Origin of the sequence: Azoarcus indigens (assembly GCF_004361735.1) — a bacterium.
GTDB classification, from domain to species: Bacteria; Pseudomonadota; Gammaproteobacteria; order Burkholderiales; family Rhodocyclaceae; genus Azoarcus; species Azoarcus indigens.
The window spans coordinates 178,277-198,502 of sequence record NZ_SNVV01000006.1; the positions used below are offsets into that span (position 1 = coordinate 178,277).

Annotated in this window: 17 protein-coding genes; 8 read left to right on the plus strand and 9 right to left on the minus strand. The window is 70.4% G+C overall.

Translation table 11 applies throughout. From position 1 onward, the window contains the following. Window positions 1–104: 104 nt before the first annotated feature. Window positions 105–1,580, minus strand: coding sequence for a cobyric acid synthase (locus tag C7389_RS09175; protein WP_133590567.1), 1,476 nt, complete (start codon window positions 1,578–1,580; stop codon window positions 105–107). 203 nt (window positions 1,581–1,783) lie between these two features. Between C7389_RS09175 and cbiB the strand changes: the two genes are divergently transcribed. From cbiB to C7389_RS09190, 3 genes are read left to right on the plus strand one after another with little or no spacing between them, the layout of a single operon-like run. Continuing rightward, window positions 1,784–2,728: an adenosylcobinamide-phosphate synthase CbiB gene (cbiB, locus tag C7389_RS09180; RefSeq protein ID WP_133590569.1), complete on the plus strand. Its 945-nt coding sequence runs from the start codon at window positions 1,784–1,786 to the stop codon at window positions 2,726–2,728. Further along, window positions 2,721–3,725, plus strand: a complete 1,005-nt coding sequence (gene cobD / locus C7389_RS09185; RefSeq protein WP_133590571.1) for a threonine-phosphate decarboxylase CobD — start codon at window positions 2,721–2,723, stop codon at window positions 3,723–3,725. The genes cbiB and cobD overlap by 8 nt, the downstream gene beginning before the upstream one ends. Beyond that, window positions 3,722–4,621 carry a cobalamin-binding protein gene (locus C7389_RS09190; RefSeq protein WP_211342503.1) on the plus strand — a complete coding sequence of 300 codons (900 nt, stop codon included), beginning with the start codon at window positions 3,722–3,724 and terminating at the stop codon, window positions 4,619–4,621. The genes cobD and C7389_RS09190 overlap by 4 nt, the downstream gene beginning before the upstream one ends. Before the next feature lie 19 nt (window positions 4,622–4,640). Here C7389_RS09190 and C7389_RS09195 read toward each other — a convergent pair whose 3' ends face one another. After that, entirely contained in the window at window positions 4,641–5,789 is a 1,149-nt protein-coding gene (locus C7389_RS09195; RefSeq protein ID WP_133590573.1) for a M48 family metallopeptidase, read from the minus strand. Between the two features lie 310 nt (window positions 5,790–6,099). Between C7389_RS09195 and C7389_RS09200 the strand changes: the two genes are divergently transcribed. Then, the gene (locus C7389_RS09200) at window positions 6,100–7,746 is read left to right on the plus strand and encodes a DEAD/DEAH box helicase (RefSeq protein ID WP_133590575.1); all 1,647 of its coding nucleotides are present in this window, start codon (window positions 6,100–6,102) and stop codon (window positions 7,744–7,746) included. Window positions 7,747–7,764: 18 nt separating this feature from the next. Here the strand turns inward: C7389_RS09200 and rquA are convergent, their stop codons facing one another. From rquA to C7389_RS09215, 3 genes are all read right to left on the minus strand, one after another. Further along, window positions 7,765–8,508, minus strand: coding sequence for a rhodoquinone biosynthesis methyltransferase RquA (gene rquA / locus C7389_RS09205; protein ID WP_133590577.1), 744 nt, complete (start codon window positions 8,506–8,508; stop codon window positions 7,765–7,767). Between the two features lie 158 nt (window positions 8,509–8,666). Next, on the minus strand, window positions 8,667–10,367 hold the full coding sequence (leuA, locus tag C7389_RS09210; RefSeq protein ID WP_133590579.1) for a 2-isopropylmalate synthase: 1,701 nt from the start codon (window positions 10,365–10,367) through the stop codon (window positions 8,667–8,669). Between the two features lie 448 nt (window positions 10,368–10,815). Next, window positions 10,816–11,184: a BON domain-containing protein gene (locus C7389_RS09215; RefSeq protein ID WP_133590581.1), complete on the minus strand. Its 369-nt coding sequence runs from the start codon at window positions 11,182–11,184 to the stop codon at window positions 10,816–10,818. A 211-nt stretch (window positions 11,185–11,395) separates the two neighbouring features. Between C7389_RS09215 and C7389_RS09220 the strand changes: the two genes are divergently transcribed. The 4 genes from C7389_RS09220 to cysC all read left to right on the plus strand — a co-directional run bounded on the left by C7389_RS09220 (window position 11,396) and on the right by cysC (window position 16,033). Continuing rightward, complete coding sequence (locus C7389_RS09220) at window positions 11,396–12,163, plus strand: oxygen-binding di-iron domain-containing protein (RefSeq protein ID WP_133590583.1); 768 nt, start codon at window positions 11,396–11,398, stop codon at window positions 12,161–12,163. A gap of 6 nt (window positions 12,164–12,169) precedes the next feature. Continuing rightward, window positions 12,170–14,344: a putative bifunctional diguanylate cyclase/phosphodiesterase gene (locus tag C7389_RS09225; protein WP_246034689.1), complete on the plus strand. Its 2,175-nt coding sequence runs from the start codon at window positions 12,170–12,172 to the stop codon at window positions 14,342–14,344. A 341-nt stretch (window positions 14,345–14,685) separates the two neighbouring features. Continuing rightward, window positions 14,686–15,390, plus strand: coding sequence for a sulfotransferase family 2 domain-containing protein (locus C7389_RS09230; protein ID WP_133590585.1), 705 nt, complete (start codon window positions 14,686–14,688; stop codon window positions 15,388–15,390). Continuing rightward, window positions 15,383–16,033, plus strand: a complete 651-nt coding sequence (gene cysC, locus C7389_RS09235) for an adenylyl-sulfate kinase (protein WP_133590587.1) — start codon at window positions 15,383–15,385, stop codon at window positions 16,031–16,033. Before C7389_RS09230 ends, cysC begins: the two co-directional genes overlap by 8 nt. A gap of 22 nt (window positions 16,034–16,055) precedes the next feature. On the opposite strand, the gene C7389_RS09240 is transcribed toward cysC, so the two are convergent. The 4 genes from C7389_RS09240 to C7389_RS09255 form a co-directional block, all read right to left on the minus strand. Beyond that, complete coding sequence (locus tag C7389_RS09240; protein WP_133590589.1) at window positions 16,056–17,363, minus strand: cobyrinic acid a,c-diamide synthase CobB; 1,308 nt, start codon at window positions 17,361–17,363, stop codon at window positions 16,056–16,058. Further along, entirely contained in the window at window positions 17,360–18,256 is an 897-nt protein-coding gene (gene cobA / locus C7389_RS09245; protein ID WP_133590591.1) for a uroporphyrinogen-III C-methyltransferase, read from the minus strand. Before cobA ends, C7389_RS09240 begins: the two co-directional genes overlap by 4 nt. 143 nt (window positions 18,257–18,399) lie before the next feature. Then, window positions 18,400–19,194: an ABC transporter ATP-binding protein gene (locus C7389_RS09250; RefSeq protein WP_425455569.1), complete on the minus strand. Its 795-nt coding sequence runs from the start codon at window positions 19,192–19,194 to the stop codon at window positions 18,400–18,402. After that, complete coding sequence (locus C7389_RS09255; RefSeq protein ID WP_133590593.1) at window positions 19,191–20,213, minus strand: FecCD family ABC transporter permease; 1,023 nt, start codon at window positions 20,211–20,213, stop codon at window positions 19,191–19,193. Before C7389_RS09255 ends, C7389_RS09250 begins: the two co-directional genes overlap by 4 nt. Window positions 20,214–20,226 lie beyond the last annotated feature (13 nt).

Genomic DNA, 20,226 nt, shown 5'->3' on the forward strand with positions numbered 1-20,226 from the left:
CGCAGGGCGAACGGGCCTCCTGCCGAGCGGACGGACAGACGAGCCAGCGCGGCATTTACACCCGCCTGCCGCACAACCCCGTCAACCGCGACGCAGCCGCCCGCTCAAGCCGGCCGCCGCGCCTCTCCCGCCGCCTCCAGCAGCGCAGCCACATCCATGTGCCGCTCCACCGTATCCGCCAGCCTGTCCAGGTCCGCCTCCCGTCGCGCCGCCAGATCGACCCGCGCCAGCGCCTGCGCCCCGGCCCAGCCCAGCAGCGCGGCCAGCGCATCCGGATGGTCGAACAAGCCGTGCAGATAGCTGCCCAGCACCTGACCGTCCTCCGACAGCGCGCCATCGCTGCGGCCGCCTAGCTCCACCGCCGGCCGCGCCAGCGCCGGGCCGCGGCTCACGCCCATGTGGATCTCGTAGCCGCTCACCGCCGGCGCGCCCGGCAGGGCCAGCGTGCCGGCGACGTTGGCCAGCTGCTTCTCCCGCTCCAGCACCGTCTCCATGTCCAGCAGGCCGAGGCCGGCCACCCGCGCCGGTCGGCCTTCCAGGCCCAGCGGATCGTCCAGCGCCGTGCCCAGCATCTGGAAGCCGCCGCAGATGCCGATCAGCTTGCCGCCGTAGCGCAGATGCCGGCGTATCGCCGCCTCCCAGCCCTGGGCACGCAGCCAGGCGAGGTCGGACTGCACGCTCTTGGAACCCGGCAGCACGATGAGGTCGGCCGGCGGAATCGGCTGGCCCGGCCCCACCCACTGGAAATCCACCTGGGGATGCAGGCGCAGCGCGTCCAGATCGGTGTGGTTGGATACCCGCGGATACACCGGCGCCACCACCCGCAGCGCCGCCTGCTCCGGCGCCACGCCGCCGCCGGCCACCGCATCCTCGGCGTCGAGGAAGAGGCCATGCAGATAGGGCAGCACGCCCAGCACCGGCCGCCCCGTCCTCGCTTCCAGCCAGTCCAGGCCGGACTGCAGCAGGCCAATGTCGCCGCGGAAGCGATTGACGACGAAGCCCTTCACCCGCGCCTGCTCCGACGGCGACAGCAGCTCCAGCGTGCCGACCAGGTGGGCGAAGACGCCGCCGCGGTCGATGTCCGCCACCAGGATCACCGGCACGTCCGCCGCCTCGGCGAAGCCCATGTTGGCGATGTCGCGGTCGCGCAGATTGATCTCCGCCGGGCTGCCGGCGCCCTCGACCAGCACGCAGTCGTAGGCCGCCTCCAGCCGCCGCCAGGAGGCCAGCACCGCCGCCATCGCGGTCGGCTTGTAGCGGTGATAATCGCGCGCCGAGAGATCGGCCACCGCCTTGCCGTGAATGATGACCTGGGCGCCGATGTCCGACGAAGGCTTGAGCAGCACCGGGTTGAAGTCGGTGTGCGCCGGCACGCCGGCGGCCAGCGCCTGCAGCGCCTGGGCGCGGCCGATCTCGCCGCCATCCACCGTCACCGCCGAATTCAGCGCCATGTTCTGCGGCTTGAACGGCGCCACCCGCAGCCCGCGCCGGCGCAGCGCCCGCGCCAGCCCGGCCACCAGCGTGCTCTTGCCGGCGTCGGAAGTCGTGCCCTGCACCATCAGGGCCGCAGCCTTGGACATCGCGTAGAATCTCCTGCCTCGTCGAGGGGCGGGATTATCGCGCGTACGGGCCGCGCAGCGGCGCTCCGCGCGTGGATGCGAGGTGGATTCAGCCCAGCGGTGCCCCCTGGCGCACCACCCAGCCCCGCGTTCCCAGCCAGCCCTCCAGTCCCGCCATCGCCGCTCGCCCCACTACAACAGCCCCCGCCGCAAACCCGCCGCCGATGTCCGCCTTCGCCCTCCTCGTCATCAAGCTCGCCGCCAGCCTGCTGGCAGACCGCCTGTTTGGCGAGCCGCGGCGCTGGCATCCGCTGGTGGGCTTCGGCAACTGGGCGAAGACCATCGAAGGCCAGCTGCGGCGGCCGGGCGACAGCCACCGCCGCGAGCTCGCGCTCGGCCTGCTCGCCTGGCTGGCCGCGGTCGCACCCTGGGTAGGGCTTGCGCTGCTGCTGCGCAGCCTGCATCCGCAGGCGCACTGGGCGGTGGACATCCTGCTGCTCTACCTCGCCCTCGGCGGCCGCAGCCTGGCCGAACATGCGGAAGCCATTGCCGCACCGCTGGCGGCCGGCAACCTGCCGCAGGCGCGCGAGCGGGTGAGCTGGATCGTCAGCCGCGACACCCGCGCACTGGACGAAGCCGGCGTCGCCCGCGCCGCCACCGAATCGGTGCTGGAGAACGGCAACGACGCGGTATTCGGCGCGCTGTTCTGGTTCCTCATCGGCGGCGGCCCGGCGGCGCTGCTGTTCCGCCTCGCCAACACGCTGGACGCGATGTGGGGCTACCGCAACGCCCGCTACCTCGCCTTCGGCCGCATCGCCGCCCGCGTCGACGATCTGCTCAACGCCCTGCCCGCCCGCCTTACCGCGCTCACCTATGCCCTGCTCGGCCGCACCCGCGCCGCGCTCGCCTGCTGGCGCAGCCAGGCGCCGGCCTGGGACAGCCCCAACGCCGGCCCAGTGATGGCCGCCGGCGCCGGTGCGCTGGGCGTCGCCCTGGGCGGTGCCGCGATCTATCACGGCCAGCTGGAACAACGCCCGCCGCTGGGTGGCGGCCAGGCGCCGGATGCGGGCTCGATACGCGCGGCCGTCGCCCTGGTCCGCCGCGGCATCCTGCTGTGGCTGAGCCTTGCCGGCCTGCTCGCGGTCATCCTGGAGCGGGCCGGTGCTTGAACACGGCGGCCGCCTGCGCGCCGCGGCGCAGACGCACGGCATCCCCGTCGAACGCTGGCTGGACCTCTCCACCGGCATCAGCCCCTACGCCTACCCGGTGCCGCCGGTGCCGACCGCCGTCTGGCAGCGCCTGCCGGAAGAGGAGGACGGCCTGGAAGCCGCCGCCCGCCACTATTACGGTGCCGAAGCGCTGCCGGTCGCCGGCTCCCAGGCCGCCATCCAGGCCCTGCCCGACCTGCTGCCCGCCCGCCGGGTCACGTTGGCCCTGCCCAGCTACGCGGAACACGCCGCCGCCTGGGAAGCACGCATTGAGCACCGCTGCCCGGCGGGCGACGCCAAGGCCATAGAGCAGGTGCTGGACGACACCGACCTGCTGCTGCTGGTCAGCCCCAACAACCCCACCGGCCACCGCCACCCGCGCGAGCGCCTGCTGGAATGGCAGCACCGTCTCGCCCAACGCGGCGGTTGGATGGTGGTGGACGAGGCCTTCATCGACTGCACAGAGGAAGACAGCCTGGCCCCAGCGGTGGGGCGCGGCGACAACCTGGTGGTGCTGCGCTCGCTGGGCAAGTTCTTCGGTCTTGCCGGCGCCCGCGTCGGCTTCGTGCTCGCCCCCGCCACGCTGCGCGCAGCGCTGGTCGGAAAGCTGGGGCCGTGGGCCGTCAGCGGCCCGGCCCGCCATGCCGCGCGGGCCGCATTGAGCGACCGCGGCTGGCAGCAGACCAACTCCCGGCGCCTCGCCAACGCCGCCTCCGCCCTGGACAAAGTCCTGCGCGCCGCCGGCCTGCCGGGGGGAAACGGCTGCCCGCTGTTCCGCTGGGTGCCGCATCCGCGCGCCGCCGAACTCCAGCACGCCCTCGCCCGCCGCGGCATCCTGGTGCGCCACTTCGAACAGCCCGCCGGCCTGCGTTTCGGCTTGCCGGGCGATGCCACCGCCCTCGCCCGCCTGGCCGGGGCACTGTATGAACTCCGTCCCCTGATCGAGAGCCCCAAGTGAGCCTTTGCTTCCGCCCCCGCGCCGCCCTCGCCATCCTGGCGCTGAGCGCCGGCCTCGCAGCGTCCGCCGCCCATGCCGAGATCGTCGTCACCGACGACGCCGGCCGCCAGCTGCGCCTCGCCGCGCCGGCCAAGCGCATCGTCAGCCTCGCCCCCCACGTCACCGAGCTGCTGTTTGCCGCGGGTGCGGGCGACAAGGTGGTGGGCGCGGTGAACTACAGCGACTACCCGGAAGCGGCAACCCGGCTACCGCAGGTGGGCGGCTACAACAACGTGGATCTGGAAGCGGTGGCGGCCTTGAAACCTGACCTGGTCGTCGCCTGGAAGACCGGTAACCGCGGCGGCAACCTCGACCGACTCAGCGCGCTGGGCATTCCGGTGTACGTGAATGAACCCCGCAGCCTGGAGGACGTGGCGAGCAGCCTGGAGACCCTGGGCCGCCTCGCCGGCACCCAGCTCAGCGCCTTCCATGCGGCGGCCGCCTTCCGTGAACGCCAGGCCATGCTGCAGAAGCGCTATGGACAGCGGCCGCCGGTGCGCACCTTCTACCAGATCTGGAACCAGCCGCTGATGACGGTGAATGGCGAGCACCTGATTTCCAAGGTGATCGCGCTATGCGGCGGCGAGAACGTGTTCGCCGGGCTGCCGCAGCTGGCGCCCACCGTAGGCACCGAGGCGGTGCTGGCGGCCAACCCGGAGGCCATCGTCGCCAGCGGCATGGGCGAGGCGCGGCCGGAATGGCTGGATCAGTGGAAGAACTGGGACAGGCTGACGGCCAGCCAGCGGGGCAATCTGTTCTTCATCCCGCCGGAGCTGATACAGCGGCACACGCCACGGATACTGGATGGCGCTTCGCGGCTGTGCGCCCAGCTGGAAGAGGCGCGCGCGCGCCGCTAGGCCGGAGAAAGCACGGCGCTCAGGCTTCGCCGTCTTCCTGCGCGGCGCGGCCCTTGCGCTCGCCGCGCAACATGCGGCGCATGTCCTGCCACCAGGCGCGGTCGAACACCCACGCCAGGCTGGGCAGCAGCGGCGCGAAATAGTGGCTGGCGGCCGAGGGCATGTCCTCGGCGGCAACCTCCGCGCCCACGCCCAATGCACGCAGGCGCTCGGCCAGCGTGGGGTGGAGGAAATCGCCGTCGCGCTCGCTGTCGACCAGCGCCATCGCCGTCATCCTGGCTGCCACCGGGCGCAGGAAGCCAGCCGCCACGCCCAACCCCATCTCACGGTAGGGGCGGATCGAAGGCGGGTTCTGCGCGGCGCCGTGAGCCATCACCATCGGCCAGTAATCCTGGCTGAGGAAGCGCTCCTTCAGCGTCACTTCCACCAGTGTCTGGCCCAGCACCGCCGGGCCGACCATCTCAGCCGCCATGGCGTCCGCCTCGAACTCTTCCAGGCGGGACAGCCGCACCATGTCGCGGTAGTAGCGGCGGAAGGTCACGTCCAGCGACGGCGCCGCCACCGGGCAGACCAAGCAGGCCCGCTCCAGCACGCGCAGCCACCAGGCGCGGAAGTGCGCCAGCCAGGCGCCGGCACCCTGCCGCTGCAATGCCAGGTGGGAGAACTCGTGGGCCAGCACCGCGGCAAGCTGGTGGCGCGACAGGCTGTGGGCCAGCGGCAGGCCGACCAGCAGATGGGTGCGGATGGGGCCGAAGCCACCCCAGCTCGCGCGCTGTACCACCGCGGCGTTCATCTCGCCGGTGATCCATACGCCGTGAATGTCGCCCGCGCCCAGCCGGCCGCCGATGCGGTCTATGAGGCGGTAGAAGGAATCGGCCGCGGCGCGTGGCAGCAGGATGCCGGATGGCGGCGGCAAGGGTACCCACAGCAGGTGCAGCGCAATCACGAAGAAGGCGCCGGACAGCAGCGCCAGCAATCCCCAGGCGAAAGCGAGGAAGCCCAGCCCCTCGCCCAGCGCCTCCCAGGCCAACCACAGGCCGGCCAATTGCATCGATAACGCGCAGGCTGCGAAGAAGAGCACCGCCGCCAACCCGGTGGCGGCGACCGCGCCCAGGCGCAGGGCGAGCCGCGAACGGATCGGGGATAAACGGGAAAGGACGGCGGGCATCGCTCGTCTCCAAGCATTTTCGGGACCGGAGCGGACTATAGCGTCCGCAGCGCAGCACAGATATTGTCCAAAAGCAATAGAGGCGTATTTTGTTACCCGCCTGTTACCTGTCGGTGATGCGTCCACCGCACTGCATCAGCAGCACCCCAACTCGCCAGCGGGCAGCGAAACCGCTATCATTCGCCGCCTCCGCGGTCCTGGCCAATCGATCGCGGCTTCTTCTCAAACGACCCTTCCGGTCCCCTTTCCCGCCCGCCTCGATTGGTGTCTCTCGGCTTCGAGCGACAGGCCGTCGCTGGAGCACTGCTGCATGACTGCTGAAATCACCTTTGCCGGACTCGGCCTCGCCGAGCCCTTGCTGCGCGCCATTGCCGACACCGGCTACACCGCGCCCACCCCGATCCAGGCAAAGGCCATCCCCCTCGTTATCGCCGGCGGCGACCTGCTCGCCGCCGCCCAGACCGGCACCGGCAAGACCGCCGGCTTCACCCTGCCGCTGCTGCACCTGTTGTCCAGCCGGCCGAAGCAGGTCCAGCCGGGCCGGCCGCGCTGCCTCATCCTCACGCCGACGCGCGAACTCGCCGCCCAGGTCGAGGAATCGGTGCAGACCTACGGCAAGCACGTGCCGCTGACCTCCATGGTCATGTTCGGCGGCGTGAACATCAATCCGCAGATCAGCGCGCTGAAGAAGCGCGTCGACATCCTGGTGGCCACGCCCGGCCGCCTGCTCGACCACGTTGGCCAGAAGACCCTGGACCTCTCCGGCGTCGAGATCCTGGTGCTGGACGAAGCCGACCGCATGCTGGACATGGGCTTCATCCGCGACATCCGCAAGGTCCTGGCCCTGCTGCCCAAGCAGCGCCAGAACCTGCTGTTCTCCGCCACCTTCTCCGACGAGATCCGCGAACTGGCCAACGGCCTGCTGCACAACCCGGGCTGTGTCGAAGTGGCACCGCGCAACACCGCCTCGGAGCGGGTGGAGCAGGCGGTATACATGATCGGCCAGAAGCAGAAGCGCGAGCTTCTCGCCTGGCTCATCAAGGAAAAGCAATGGTTCCAGGTGCTGGTGTTCACCCGCACCAAGCACGGCGCCAACAAGCTGGCCGAGTACCTGAGCCGGCATGACATCCCGGCCGCCGCCATCCACGGCAACAAGAGCCAGGGTGCCCGCACCCGTGCGCTGTCCCAGTTCAAGGACGGCTCGCTGCCGGTGCTGGTCGCCACCGACATCGCCGCCCGCGGCCTGGACATCGACCAGCTGCCGCAGGTGGTGAACTTCGAACTGCCGAACGTGCCGGAAGACTATGTGCACCGCATCGGCCGCACCGGCCGTGCCGGCGCCGAAGGCCACGCGATTTCGCTGGTCGATCCGGAGGAGACCAAGCTGCTGACCGCCATCGAGCGCCTCATCCGCCGCCGGGTCGACCGCGCCACTGCCGAAGGCTTCGTGCCCTCGGCCACGCCGGAACCGGTGGAAGAAGAACGCGGCGAGCGTCGCGGCCAGGAACGTGGCGGCCGCCGCGGCCAAGGCCAGGGGCAAGGTCAGCGCCAGGGTCAAGGCCAGGGCCGCGGTGAGAGCCGCGGCAACGGCGGTGGCACCCGCCCGGCTGGCGGCCGTCCGAATGGCGAACGTACCCAGGGTGACCGCCCCAATGGCGATCGTCCGCACGCCGGCAACCGCCAGGGCCGTAACGGCAACAGCAGCCAGCGCAGCGACCGCCCGCGCGGCGAAGTGGATGGCAACCGCGCCCCCGCCCAGCGCCAGCGTGGCGAGATCGACGGCAACCGCGTAGCACCGCAACGGCCTGACGTGGATGGCAACCGCATCGACAACAACCGTCGCCCGGATGTGAATGGCAACCGCGCCCAGCCCGCGCGCAACAATGGCGGCCGCGACGGCAACCGCGGCCAGCGCGCCGCGCTGTTCTCGGCCAAGCCGGGCAACGGCAACCGCTGAGCCCGGCGGCGGGCGCCCTCAGCCGGGACGCTCGCCGACCACGATCTGGTACAGGCCGCCGAACAGGCTGCGCCTGCGCCAGACGAAGCCCGCGCCCAGCGGCGACAGCGCGGTGATGTCCGCCCGCAGCAGCGACGGCGCATACGGCTCCAGCCAGCGGAACACCGCCGCCATCGCTGGCCGCAGCGGGTTCCAGCTCGCGGGCTGGTGATAATCGACGAAGACGATGCGGCCACCCGGCCGCAGCGCGCCCAGCAGGTTGTGCACGATGCGCGCCCGCTCCGGCGCCGGCACTTCATGCAGCAGGAAAAAGCAGCACACGCCATCGAAAGGGGGCTCCCCCGCCAGCGTGGCCTCCGCCGCGAGATCGCCGACGCGGACCTCCAGCCGGCATTTCCCGGCGGCCTTGCGCCACAGGTTTTCCACCTGCACCGGCGCCACATCCACCACCTCCAGGCGACCTCCATCGCCCAATCGGCGCGCCAGCCGCATCGAGAAATCGCCATACACGCAGGCAGCCTGCAGCACCCGCTGGCCGGGTTCGAATTCGGCTACGGCGGCCTGCATCAGCCGGTTCGCATTACCCCACAGGATGGCGTTGACCACCGGCATGCGATCCAGCAGCCGCAGGTTGCGGGGATTGAGATAGGCCCAGGTGTAGGTGCGGGCCAGATAGTCGGGGAGAGCGTCGGCGGGGGGCCTTGCACGGGTCTGCTCGGCCGCGGTGCCGCGTAATACGGGGTCTTCGGGTACCGGTTTCATGGGTAGAGCATAACCCCTGGCGCCCGGATGGAAAAAAGCCGGAGGCGACGATGCCGCCTCCGGCTTTTCTCTTGCGCCCCGCTTTCCTGCCGCCGACACGCCCGGGATGCGGGCGATTGCTAGCGGCCGGAACGCTACCGGCTATCCGCGAACCAGCCTCAGCTGCCGACCTTGGCCACCGCCGGCGCCGCGACCACGCCGCGGGCGGCAAGGCGGTCGATGCCGGAAAGGATGGCGAGGATGGACGCGGTGACGATGTTGGCGTGGATGCCGACGCCGAAGGTGGCGCCGCTGCCGTCGCTGCCGGCCAGTTCCACGAAGGCCACCGCGCGCGCATCGGAGCCCTGGCCGATGGCGCGCTCTTCATAGCCGAGCAGCACCGCGCCAGCGTCGAGTGCGTTCAAGGCCGCGTCTATCGGGCCGTTGCCGACGCCACGCAACACCCGGCGCACGCCGCCCTCTTCCACCGTCAGGCTCACGCCCTGCTGGCCGCCGTGCTCGGCGAGGTGATGCTCGACATAGGCGAGCGGCGACTTCAAGGACAGGTACTCGGCCTCGAAGGCGTTCCAGATGTCGGCGGCGCTGACTTCGGTGCCCGTTTCGTCGGTGATGCGCTGGATGGCGGAAGAGAATTCCACCTGGAGCCGGCGCGGCATCACCATGCCGTATTCGGTTTCGAGCAGGTAGGCGATGCCGCCCTTGCCGGACTGGCTGTTCACCCGAATGATGGATTCATAGCTGCGACCGAGGTCGGCCGGATCCACCGGGAGGTAGGGCACTTCCCAGATCGTGTCCGGCTGCTGCACGGCGAAGCCCTTCTTGATCGCATCCTGGTGCGAACCGGAGAAGGCGGTGAAGACGAGGTCGCCGACATAGGGATGGCGCGGGTGGATGGGCAACTGGGTGCAGTGCTCCACCGTGCGCGCCACTTCGTTGATGCGGGAAAAGTCCAGGCCGGGATGCACGCCCTGGCTGTAGAGGTTGAGTGCGAGGGTGACGAGGTCCACGTTGCCGGTGCGCTCGCCATTGCCGAAGAGGCAGCCTTCGACGCGGTCGGCGCCGGCCATCACCGCGAGTTCGGCGGCAGCCACTGCGGTGCCGCGGTCGTTATGCGGATGCACGGAAAGCAGCACGCTGTCGCGGCGGGCGAGGTGGCGGTGCATCCACTCGATCTGGTCGGCATAGACGTTGGGCGTGCTCATCTCCACCGTCGCCGGCAGGTTGATGATGCATTTCTTCTGCGGCGTCGGCTGCCACACCTCGATCACCGCGTTGGCAACCTCGACGGCGAACTCCAGCTCGGTGCCGGAGAACACTTCCGGGCTGTACTGGAAGGTGAAATCGGTTTCCGGCTGGCGCGCCGCCATCTCGAGGAAGAACCTGGCGCTTTCCACCGCCAGTGCCTTGGTGCCGGCCTTGTCCTGCTCGAACACGATGCGACGGAAGTTGGGCGCGGTGGCGCTATAGACGTGCACGATGGCGCGCCTGGCGCCGCGGAGGGACTCGAAGGTGCGCTCGATGAGGTGCGGGCGCGCCTGGGTGAGCACCTCGATGGTGACGTCGTCGGGAATATGACCGCCTTCGATGAGCTCGCGGACGAAGTCGAAGTCGGTCTGGGAGGCCGCCGGGAAGGCCACCTCGATTTCCTTGAGGCCGATCTCCACCAGCATCTTGAACATGCGCATCTTGCGCTCGCTGTTCATCGGCTCGAACAAGGCCTGGTTGCCGTCGCGCAGGTCGGTGCTCATCCACACCGGCGGGCGGGTGATGCTGCGATCCGGCCAGCTCCGGTCGGCGAGCGGCTTGCCGCCGGGGAAGGGGTTGAACGGACGGTACTTGGTTTCGGGCTGCTTCAACATGGTCGATTCCTTTGCATTCGAGGTCGGACTGCGTTCAGTGCATGCGCGGCGGCCTGCGCGGCGGGTTGGCTGCCGGACGGCCGTTGGCTCGTGGTCCGGCAACCGGGTCGCAGTCGTAGCAGGGAATCGAGGTTGAACATGGCTTGCTCCGGGAGGAAAACTTGCGCCACATCACGCACCGGGCCCGAATGGACTCGGCCGCCCGACGGGGCGGCACAGGAAAACGACAGGAGGGGGGTATTTTTTAGCTGCGCGGGCCGCGCAGCAGCAGGCCCAGCGCGGGGAGCGCCGGCAGCAGCAGGAGAGCGAAGGAGATGGCCGGAACGGCCTTGCTCGCGTTCATGGGGCACAACCCTAGCCGATGGCCGGCGGCGGCGTCAAGCGCGCCACCGCCGGCCGGTGCGTATCCCGGCACGGACAGGCTGCGGACCGTGAAGTCCGCCACGCCTCATACCGGCCGTTCCGCTTCCGGCAGCGGCGGGCCCACTTCCAGGTAGTTCTGCACGCAACGGATGCCGCCGGTATCGGCCGCGAGGCTGCCGGCCAGCTCGACCATGGAGCGGGAGCTGACCCGCCCCGACAGCATGGCCACGCCGCCGGTGACCTTGGCATTGATCTTCTCCCGCAGCAGCACCTTGTTGAACTGCAGTTTGCTGCTGAGCTTCACGGTGAGGCCGTTGTCGCGGAAGAAGTTGATGTCCTCGTTGCGCACCTCGCAGCTGCCGGCACGCTTGGGCGCGGCGGCGGTTGCGATGTCAACCAGCAGCAGCGGCAGCGTGGCAGCCAGGACGATGGCATGAGTTCTCGTTATACGCATGGCGGGCTCCGGGGGAGGCAGGTCGTTCGACCCGGGGCGAAAGAGTCTAGCAGCGCCTGCAGGACTGAAATCGCGTCCGGCTGCGGCATTTGTAACGAAAGCTGCGGTATCTCCGTTGTAATAAATCCATTCGTCGGATAGGGTCTAACGCTTTCCATTCGGCGTATGTCGCAGGCTGCGCCGGCCTTCCCACCACGGAGACCATGCAAGGATGAGAAACGTCGAACTGTTCGACGACGGCAAGCACCGTTTCGTACTGTTGAATGAAAGCGAGCCGGGCGAGGAAGACGGTATCCGCTCCAACCAGTACCTCATCGAGCACGAGGGCCACGGCGCGCTGCTGGATCCCGGCGGCTTCGGTGTGATGCCCCAGGTGCTGGCCGAGATGCTCGGCTATGTGCGCCCGGAACAGGTCGGCACCATCGTGCTGTCGCATCAGGACCCCGACATCGTCGGCGGCCTTTCCACCTGGATGGAGCTGACCCGCGCCCGGGTGCTGGCCTCCCGCATCTGGCTGCGCTTCCTGCCGCATTACGGCCTGCGCGACATGTCGCGCTTCGTCGGCGTGCCCGACGAAGGCATGGACTGGGAGATCGCGCCCGGTTACACGGTGCGCATCGTGCCGGCCCACTTCCTGCACTCCGAAGGCCAGATCAACGTCTACGACCCCGCCTCGCGCATCCTCTTCAGCGGCGACATCGGCGCCGCCATGCTGCCCAACGAGCAGGACGACGCCTTCGTCGACGATTTCGATGCCCACCTGCCCTACATCGCCGACTTCCACCGCCGCTACATGTGCTCCAACCACGCCATCCGCTGCTGGCTGGACACCATCGCCGACCTGGAGATCGACGTGATCGCCCCCCAGCACGGCCCGGTCTATCGCGGCGCGGCGGTGCCGGCCTTCCTCGCCTGGCTGCGGGAACTGCGCTGCGGCGTGGACCTGCTGCAGCCCCGCGGCCGCTTCGTGCGGGAGTAAGGGGCGATGCAAGACCTCCCCATGGCGGTCCCCTCGGCCACCGTCGCGCCGGTGGACCTGCAAGCCCTGCGCCTGCGCGTCATCGGCCGCCTCGCCAGCCTGCTTGAGAATCAGACCCGCAGCAGCGCTTTCGGCGCCGCGCTGGGCGATCTCATCCGCGAGAAACACGGCGAAGTCAGCCAGGTACTGGACGCCGCCGCGCAGCTGCCGGCCGGTTCCGAGACCACCGCCCTGATGGGCCGGGTGCAGGACATGCTCGGCCGCCTGCGCGGCAGCTTCGACCTGCTGCTGACCGAACGCGCGCGCCAGAGCCAGGCCGGCAGCGACGACCTGCGCGACATCATCGCCGAGTTCGACGACATGTTCCGCCTGCTGCTCAACTCGCTGGTGGAGCGCGAGTTGCTGGAGCGCCAGAGCCGGGTGCTGGAGCAGATCATCCTGTCGCACGAGCGCATCGGCCAATGGAAGGAGTTCGTCCAGTCCATCCTGAGCGACTTCCACACCATCTTTCCCTTCGACGTCTTCTTCGTCGCCTTCGCCGAAGAGCACGGCCTGGTGCTGTACGTGTATTACTTCGGCAGCTGCAACGAGGACTGCCGCAAGAACATCCGCCAGCAGCTCGTCCGCAGCATGATCGAGAGCCTCGGCCTGCCGCCGGACTCGCCGCTGGACTACGAGGAGTTCGAAGTGCAGCGCGGCCGCGAGATGAGCGCGCTGCGCGCCGACCAGATGATCACCGTGCGGGTGCCGGACCACTCCACCCAACTCGCCGGCCTGCTGGGCGTCACCTACCTCGCCTCCGCGCAGCTGAATCCGCGCGAGGAGAGCGTGGTGCGCTCCATCCTGGCGGTGATGGTGATGGTGGTCGGCTCCAGCAAGATCCTGTCGCGCACCCTGGCGGAGCTGGAGTATTACTCGGTGCACGACCCGCTCACCGGGCTGTACAACCGGCGCCAGTTCAACAACATGCTGGAGTACGAGATCGGCCGCTCCGAGCGGCACGACCACGAATTCGCCCTGCTGCTGCTGGACCTGGATGACTTCAAGGATGTGAACGACTCCTACGGCCACCCGGTGGGCGACCAGGTGCTGTGCCGCGTCGCCGAAATCCTGCGCGCCCATGTGCGCAAGGGCGACCTTGCCACCCGCATCGGCGGCGACGAGTTCGCCATCCTGCTGATGGAGACTGGCCGCGAGGGCGCGGTGGCGGTGGCGGAGAAGCTGGGCGGCGCGTTGCGCGACTGCGTGTTCACCGGCCCCAACGGCTCGCGCTTCCACATCACCGTCTCCATCGGCATCACCGTGTTCCCGCACGACGCCCGTACCGAGACCGACCTGCTCGCCGGCGTGGACATCGCCCTCTACCGCGCCAAGGAGCTGGGCAAGGACGGCGCCTGCACGCTGGACGCGATGCCCGACCGCCTGCAGGCCACCCGCAGCACCCGGGAGTACGCCGAGAAGCTGCGCGCCGCGCTGCGCGAGGGCCGCATCGTGCCCTTCTACCAGCGCATCGTGGACTGCCGCAGCGGCGAGACCTTTGCCTGCGAGGTGGTGGCCCGGCTGCGCGAGACCGACGGCAGCACCACCGCCGCCGGCGCCTTCATCGACACCATCGAGAAGTACGGCCTGGGCCGCGAGCTGGACCGCAACATCATCACCCAGGTGCTGGAGGCGAGTTCCGCCCGCATCAAGACCGGGCAAGCGGCGCAGCGGGTGTTCATCAACCTGTCGGCGCAGGAGATCCAGGGCCGCGGCATCCTCAACTACGCCGAGGAGCTGTGCCACCAACTGGAGATCCCGCCCCACCGGGTGGTGTTCGAGATCCTGGAGCGGGACGCCATCGGCGACATGACCAATATGCGCAAATTCCTCGCCAAGCTGCGCAAGAAAGGCTTCGCCTTCGCCCTGGACGACTTCGGCAGCGGCTACAACTCCTTCCACTACCTGCGCGAGCTGCACTTCGAGTTCGTGAAGATAGACGGCGCCTTCGTGCGCAACATCGTCGAATCGGCGGTGGACCGGGCGCTGGTGCGCAACCTCGCCAACCTGTGCCGGGAGCTGGGCATCCTCACCATCGCCGAGTTCGTCGAATCGGCAGAGATCCTCGAGTTGCTCCAGGACATAGGCATCGACTATGCCCAGGGCTATCACATCAGCCTGCCCTCGCCGACGATCTCCTGAAAGTTGCGTAACCGAATGTGAATGCCGGCTCACGCGGCGGCTTGCAGGATGAAGCCGCCGCCGGCACGCCGATGAGCGATCGCCTTCATTTCGGTTACGCCGTCCGGAAGATGTCCTGCGCGCCATATCCCGCATCAGCAAAGGCATTCGCCCGGTACGCGACAACCATCACCACGCCCTCCGGCATACCCTGCCTGACGGCGTTTCGACCGCCTCCGCCACCCCGTCACTGCGTTAAGCTTTTACAGGAATCATTTCAAAACCCATACACAGCGGAAAACTCAAGGCGGTGACAGCCTTGCTAGCGTGACGCGCTTCCGGATTCTTCAGACCGCGCCACCATGCTGCAACGCCTTTCCTGGAAACTGATGCCCAAGCGGGAGCGGCAATTCCTGCTCGGACGCATGCCCGTCGTGGACCGCCAGCTGGTCAACCGCGTCCTCTCCTCCCGCGTCGCCTTCCCCGCAGCCTTCGCCCGCCGCAACTGCCTCTTCATCCATGTGCCCAAGTGCGCCGGCAGCAGCATCTGCCAGGCCTTGTTCGACAACAGTGCGGACGGTCACATCCCGCTCTACTGGTACGAGCAGCAGTTCCCGGAGCACTACGCCAGGAGCTTCAAGTTCGCCTTCGTCCGCGACCCGCTGGAGCGCGCCTACTCCGCCTTCGCTTACCTGCGGGTGCACGGCGCCGCCAGGCGCGACAAGCAGGCGCAGGAGCTGATGCTGCGCTACCGCGACTTCGACGACTTCGTCAGCCGCTGGCTGCATCCGGAGAACCTGCGCCGCCAGATCCACTTCGTGCCGCAGACCGACTTCCTCACCGACTCCCTGGGCGGGATCGGCGTCGACTTCCTCGGCCGCCACGAGACCCTGGTGCAGGACTACCGGACGCTATCCACCCGCCTCGGGGTCGATCTGCCGCTGCCGCATGTGAACGCCACCCGCCACCGCGACGCCGCACCGGCGCGCAGCTTCTGCTCCGACGGCACCCGGCGACTGGTGCGGCGCGCCTATGAACGCGACTACGAGCTGCTCGGCTATGCATGATCCGAAAGGCGCGCCGCCGCCCATCCGCCCCTACGCCCTGTCCCTCTCGCCGGCGCTGCGTGCCGCGGCCAAGGGACAGTTGCCGCACTGCATCTGGCTCACCGGCCTGTCCGGCGCCGGCAAGTCCACGCTGGCCAACAAGCTGGAGCAGGCCCTGCACCGGCGCGGCCTGCACACCTTCGTGCTGGACGGCGACAACCTGCGCCAGGGCCTGTGCCGCGATCTCGGCATGTCGGACGCCGCGCGCAGCGAGAACGTCCGCCGCCTGGCGGAGGTGGCGCGGCTGATGGTGGACGCCGGGCTGGTCGTCATCGTCGCCGCCATCTCGCCCTTCCGCGCCGACCGTGCCGCCGCCCGCGCCCTCTTCCCGCCGGGCCAGTTCAGCTGTGTGCATGTGAGCACCCGCTTCGAGGTCTGCGCGGCACGCGACCCCAAGGGCCTGTACCGCGCGGCGCGGGAAAAGCGGCTGAGCAACTTCACCGGCCTGGACAGCCCCTATGAAGTGCCGCTGGACGCGGAATGCGAGATCGACACCGGTGCGCTGGACGAAGCCCAGGCCCACCAGCGCCTGCTCGCCCACGCGCTGGCCTGCCAGCCGCATGCCGAGCCGGAGGCGCGCAGCGCGCTCTACCAGACGATCTGAACGCTGCGGCCCGCCTCCGCCGTTACAGGAACAGCCGCGCCGCCGCCGCCGGGCCGGACGGGAAGTAGAAGTGCAGATAGCTGGCGGTGAGCCGCCCCCGCCTATACACCGCCTCGCCGACGCGGCCATCCGGCGTGCGCGCCTGGGCCAGCGGCGCCAGCGGCGTCTCGCTGCGGGAGTAGTGGAAAGTGTGGCCGCGCAACTCGCCCTCAGGCAGATCCACCGCTTGCGTGCCCAGCGCCGTCAGCCGCGGCTGCATCAGCGCCGCGCCGGGCAGCAGGCCCGCCATCGCGTGGCGCGCGCCGGCCTTGTCCACCAGCTGGTCGAACAAGCCCATCATGCCGCCGCACTCGGCCAGCAGCGGCTTGCCGGCGGCCACATGCGCCTGGAGCGCCGCGTGGTAGTCCTGCCTGGCGGACAGCGCCGCCGCATGCAGCTCCGGGTAACCGCCGGGCAGCCACAGCGCGTCGCACGCCGGCAGCGCCTCGCCGGCCAGCGGCGAGAAGAAGCACAGCTGCGCGCCCATGGCCTGCAGCAGATTGAGGTTGGCCGGATAGATGAAGCCGTGGGCGGCATCGCGGGCGATGGCGATGCGGCGGCCGGCCAGCATTGGCGGCGGCAGCGGCGGTGGCGCTTCGGCGAAGCTCACCGCCGGCGGCAACGCCGCCGCGCCGGTCGCAGCCAGCGCATCCGCCAGCCTGTCCAGCCGGACGGTAAGGTCGGCGATCTCCGCCGCCTGCAGCAGGCCGAGGTGGCGTTCCGGCAGCGCCGCATCCAGGTCGCGGCCCAGCGCGCCGTACCAGCGCATGCCGGCCGGCAGCGCCGCGCGCAGCAGTTCGGCATGGCGCTCGCCGGCCACCTGGTTGGCCAGCACACCCGAAAAGGGCAGGCCGGGGCGGAAGGTGGCAAGGCCGTGGGCCACCGCGCCGAAGGTTTGCGCCATGGCGCGGGCGTCTACCACCGCCAGCACCGGCAGGCCGAAGCGGCAAGCGATGTCGGCGCCCGAGGGCCGGCCGTCGTACAGGCCCATGACGCCCTCGACCAGGATCAGCTCCGCCTCCCGCGCCGCCGCGGCCAGCCGCCAGGCGGCGTCCGCCTCGCCGCACATGCCGAGGTCCAGGTTGTAGACCGGCGCGCCGCTGGCGGCGGCGTGGATCTGCGGATCGAGGAAGTCCGGCCCGCACTTGAACACCCGCACCCGCCGCCCCTGGCGCGCATGCAGGCGGGCGAGCGCGGCGGTGACGGTGGTCTTGCCCTGGCCGGAAGCGGGCGCGGCGATGAACAGCGCCGGGCAGCGTAGTGGCCCGGCCTCTGGCGTGCCGGGCGTCATTTGCGTTCGCTGCCGGCCCGCAGTTCGCCGGCGTGTACCGCGGTGCAGCCCGGAGCGGCCTGCTTACCGGCGGCCGCCTCATCTCCGGCACCGCTCACGGCGCCGCCGGCCTCGAACCAGGCCAGCCGCGGGTAGAACCCGACCACGCCGCCGACCACGGTAAGCGCCGGCGGCCGTATGCCGGCCTCCGCCACCCGCGCCGCCAGCGTCGTCAGGTCGGCCACCACCACCCGCTGCGCTGGCGTGGTGCCGCGCGCGATGACACCGGCCGGGGTGTCCGGCGCCAGGCCGTGGGCAACCAGGCCAGCGCAGATCTCCGCCAGCCGCGAGATGCCCATGTAGATCACCAGCGTCTGGCCCGGCCGGGCGAGCAGGGTCCAGTCCAGATCCAGCGCGCCGTCCTTGAGGAAGCCGGTGGTGAACACCACCGACTGGGCATGATCCCGGTGGGTGAGCGGAATGCCGGCGTAGGCCGCGATGCCGGCGGCGGCGGTGACGCCGGGCACCACCTCCACCGTCAGCCCGGCCTCGACCAGCGCCTCCATCTCCTCGCCGCCACGGCCGAAGATGAAGGGATCGCCGCCCTTCAGCCGCAGCACCCGCTTGCCGGCCTGCGCCAGCCGCACCAGCAGGGCGTTGATCTCCGACTGCGGCAGGGTGTGGTCGGCGGCCTTCTTGCCGACGTAGATGCGCTCGGCGGCGGCCGGCGCCAGGTCGACGATGGCGGGCGCGACCAGGTTGTCGTAGACCACCACGTCGGCAGCGGCCAGCAGGCGAGCGCCGCGCAGGGTCAACAGTTCGGGATCGCCCGGGCCGGCGCCGACCAGGTAGACCTGGCCAGGCAAGGGGCCGGGGCGGCCAAAGGGCAGAGAGGGCAGTTCGGATGAGGACATATTCGCAACTCCTGGGCCGCAGCCAGGCGGCACCGCTTGCACCCGCGCGGCTCGCGGGGCGCACACCATGCCCGATTCGACCTCCGCCCGCCACCGCTTTATCCCGGTGCCGGGTTCGGCGCACGCGTGGCCCTTGCCGCCGCTCAGGCGGGAATGAACAACACCCGCCCTTCTACCTCCACCCGCCGCAGCGGATGGCCGAAAGCGGCCTCCAGCAACGCCGGTTGCAGCACTTCGTCGCGGCTGCCGGCGCAGGCGCCGCCGTGGCCGTCCAGCAGCACGATGCGGTCGGCGAAGCGGGCGGCGAGATTGATGTCGTGCAGCACCATCACCACGCCACGGCCCGCCTCGGCGAGGCGGCGGAACAGCGTCAGCACCGCGATCTGGTAGCGCAGGTCGAGGTGGTTCAGCGGTTCGTCGAGCAGAAAGAGCGCCGGCGCCTGGGCCAGCAGCGCGGCAAGGGCCACCCGCTGGCGCTCACCGCCGGAGAGGCTGAGGATGTCGCGCGCCGCCATGCCCTCCAGGCCAACTTCCGCCAGCGCGGCACGGGCGAGGCGCTCGTCCTCGGCGCCTTCCCAATCCCAGCGGCCGAGGTGGGGATGGCGGCCGACCAGCACGGTTTCCAGCACGCTGGCGGTGAAGTGGTCCGGCTGCTGCTGGGCGAGCAGGCCGCGGAAGCGGGCGAGTTCGCGCAGCGGCCAGTGCTGCAGGGCGCGGCCCGCCAGCGCCAGCTGCCCGGCCGCCGCCGGCCGCAGCCCTGCCAGGGTGTGCAACAGGGTGGTCTTGCCGGCGCCGTTGGCGCCTATCACCGCCAGGCATTCGCCGGGCTGCAGCAGCAGGTCGAGGTCGCGGCACAGCCAGCGCTCGCCGATGCGCACACCCAGGCCATCGGCCTGCAGCAGCGGGTTCTGCGTGGCAGCGGGCATCAGCATCGTCATCGCCCCGGATGGCGCGCCAGCAGGAAGAGGAAGGCCGGCACGCCGATCAGCGCGGTGAGCACGCCCACCGGCAGCTGCATGGGCGCCATCGCGGTGCGCGCCGCGGTATCCGCCGCCAGCAGCAGGGTGCCGCCGGCCAGCGCCGCCACCGGCAGCAGCACCCGCTGGTCGTTGCCCAGCAGCAGGCGCACCAGGTGGGGCACGATGAGGCCGACGAAGCCCACCGTGCCCACCAGCGACACCGCCGCCGCGGTGAACAGCGAGGCCAGCAGGTAGAGCGCGTAGCGCAGCCGCCGCACCCGCACGCCCAGGGCCTGCGCTGCCAGCTCGCCGCGCACCAGCACGTTGAGGTCGCGCGCCAGCGGCAGCACCAGCAGCAGGCCGGCGATCAGCAGCACCAGCGCCGGCCACGGCCGGTTGGCGCTACTGGCGTCGCCCATCAGCCAGAACAGCATGGACTGCGCCTGGGTGGCCGGCGCCAGCGCCAGCATCAGCGTCACCACCGCGCCGCAGCCGGCAGCGACGATGACGCCGGTGAGCAGCAGCCGCGTCTGCGTCCAGCTGCCGTCGCCGTGCGCCAGCCCGAACACCAGCAGCATCGCCGCCAGCGCGCCGGCGAAGGCGCCGGCATGGACGATGAAGGTGGCCGCGCCCAGCGTGATCGCGCCCAGCGCGCCCACCGCCGCGCCGCCGGAAATCCCCAGCACATAGGGCTCGGCCAGCGGATTGCGCAGCAGCACCTGCATCAGCGCGCCGGCCAGCGCCAGCAGGCCGCCGCAGGCGAAGGTGGCCAGAGCGCGCGGCAGGCGCAGCTCGCGGACGACGCGGGCGGCCATGTCGTCGCCGGCACCGGCCAGGGCGCCGGCGACGTCGGCCAGTGGAATGGAGAGCTCGCCGGCCGTCAGCGCCCAGGCGAAAGCGGCCGCCGCCCCCGGCAGCAGCACCGCCAGCACCAGCCAGGCGCGGGAGCGGCCGGGCAGGCTGCGGCGGGCTGCGGCGAGGGCGGGGTTGGCGGCCATGTCGGCTCCGTCT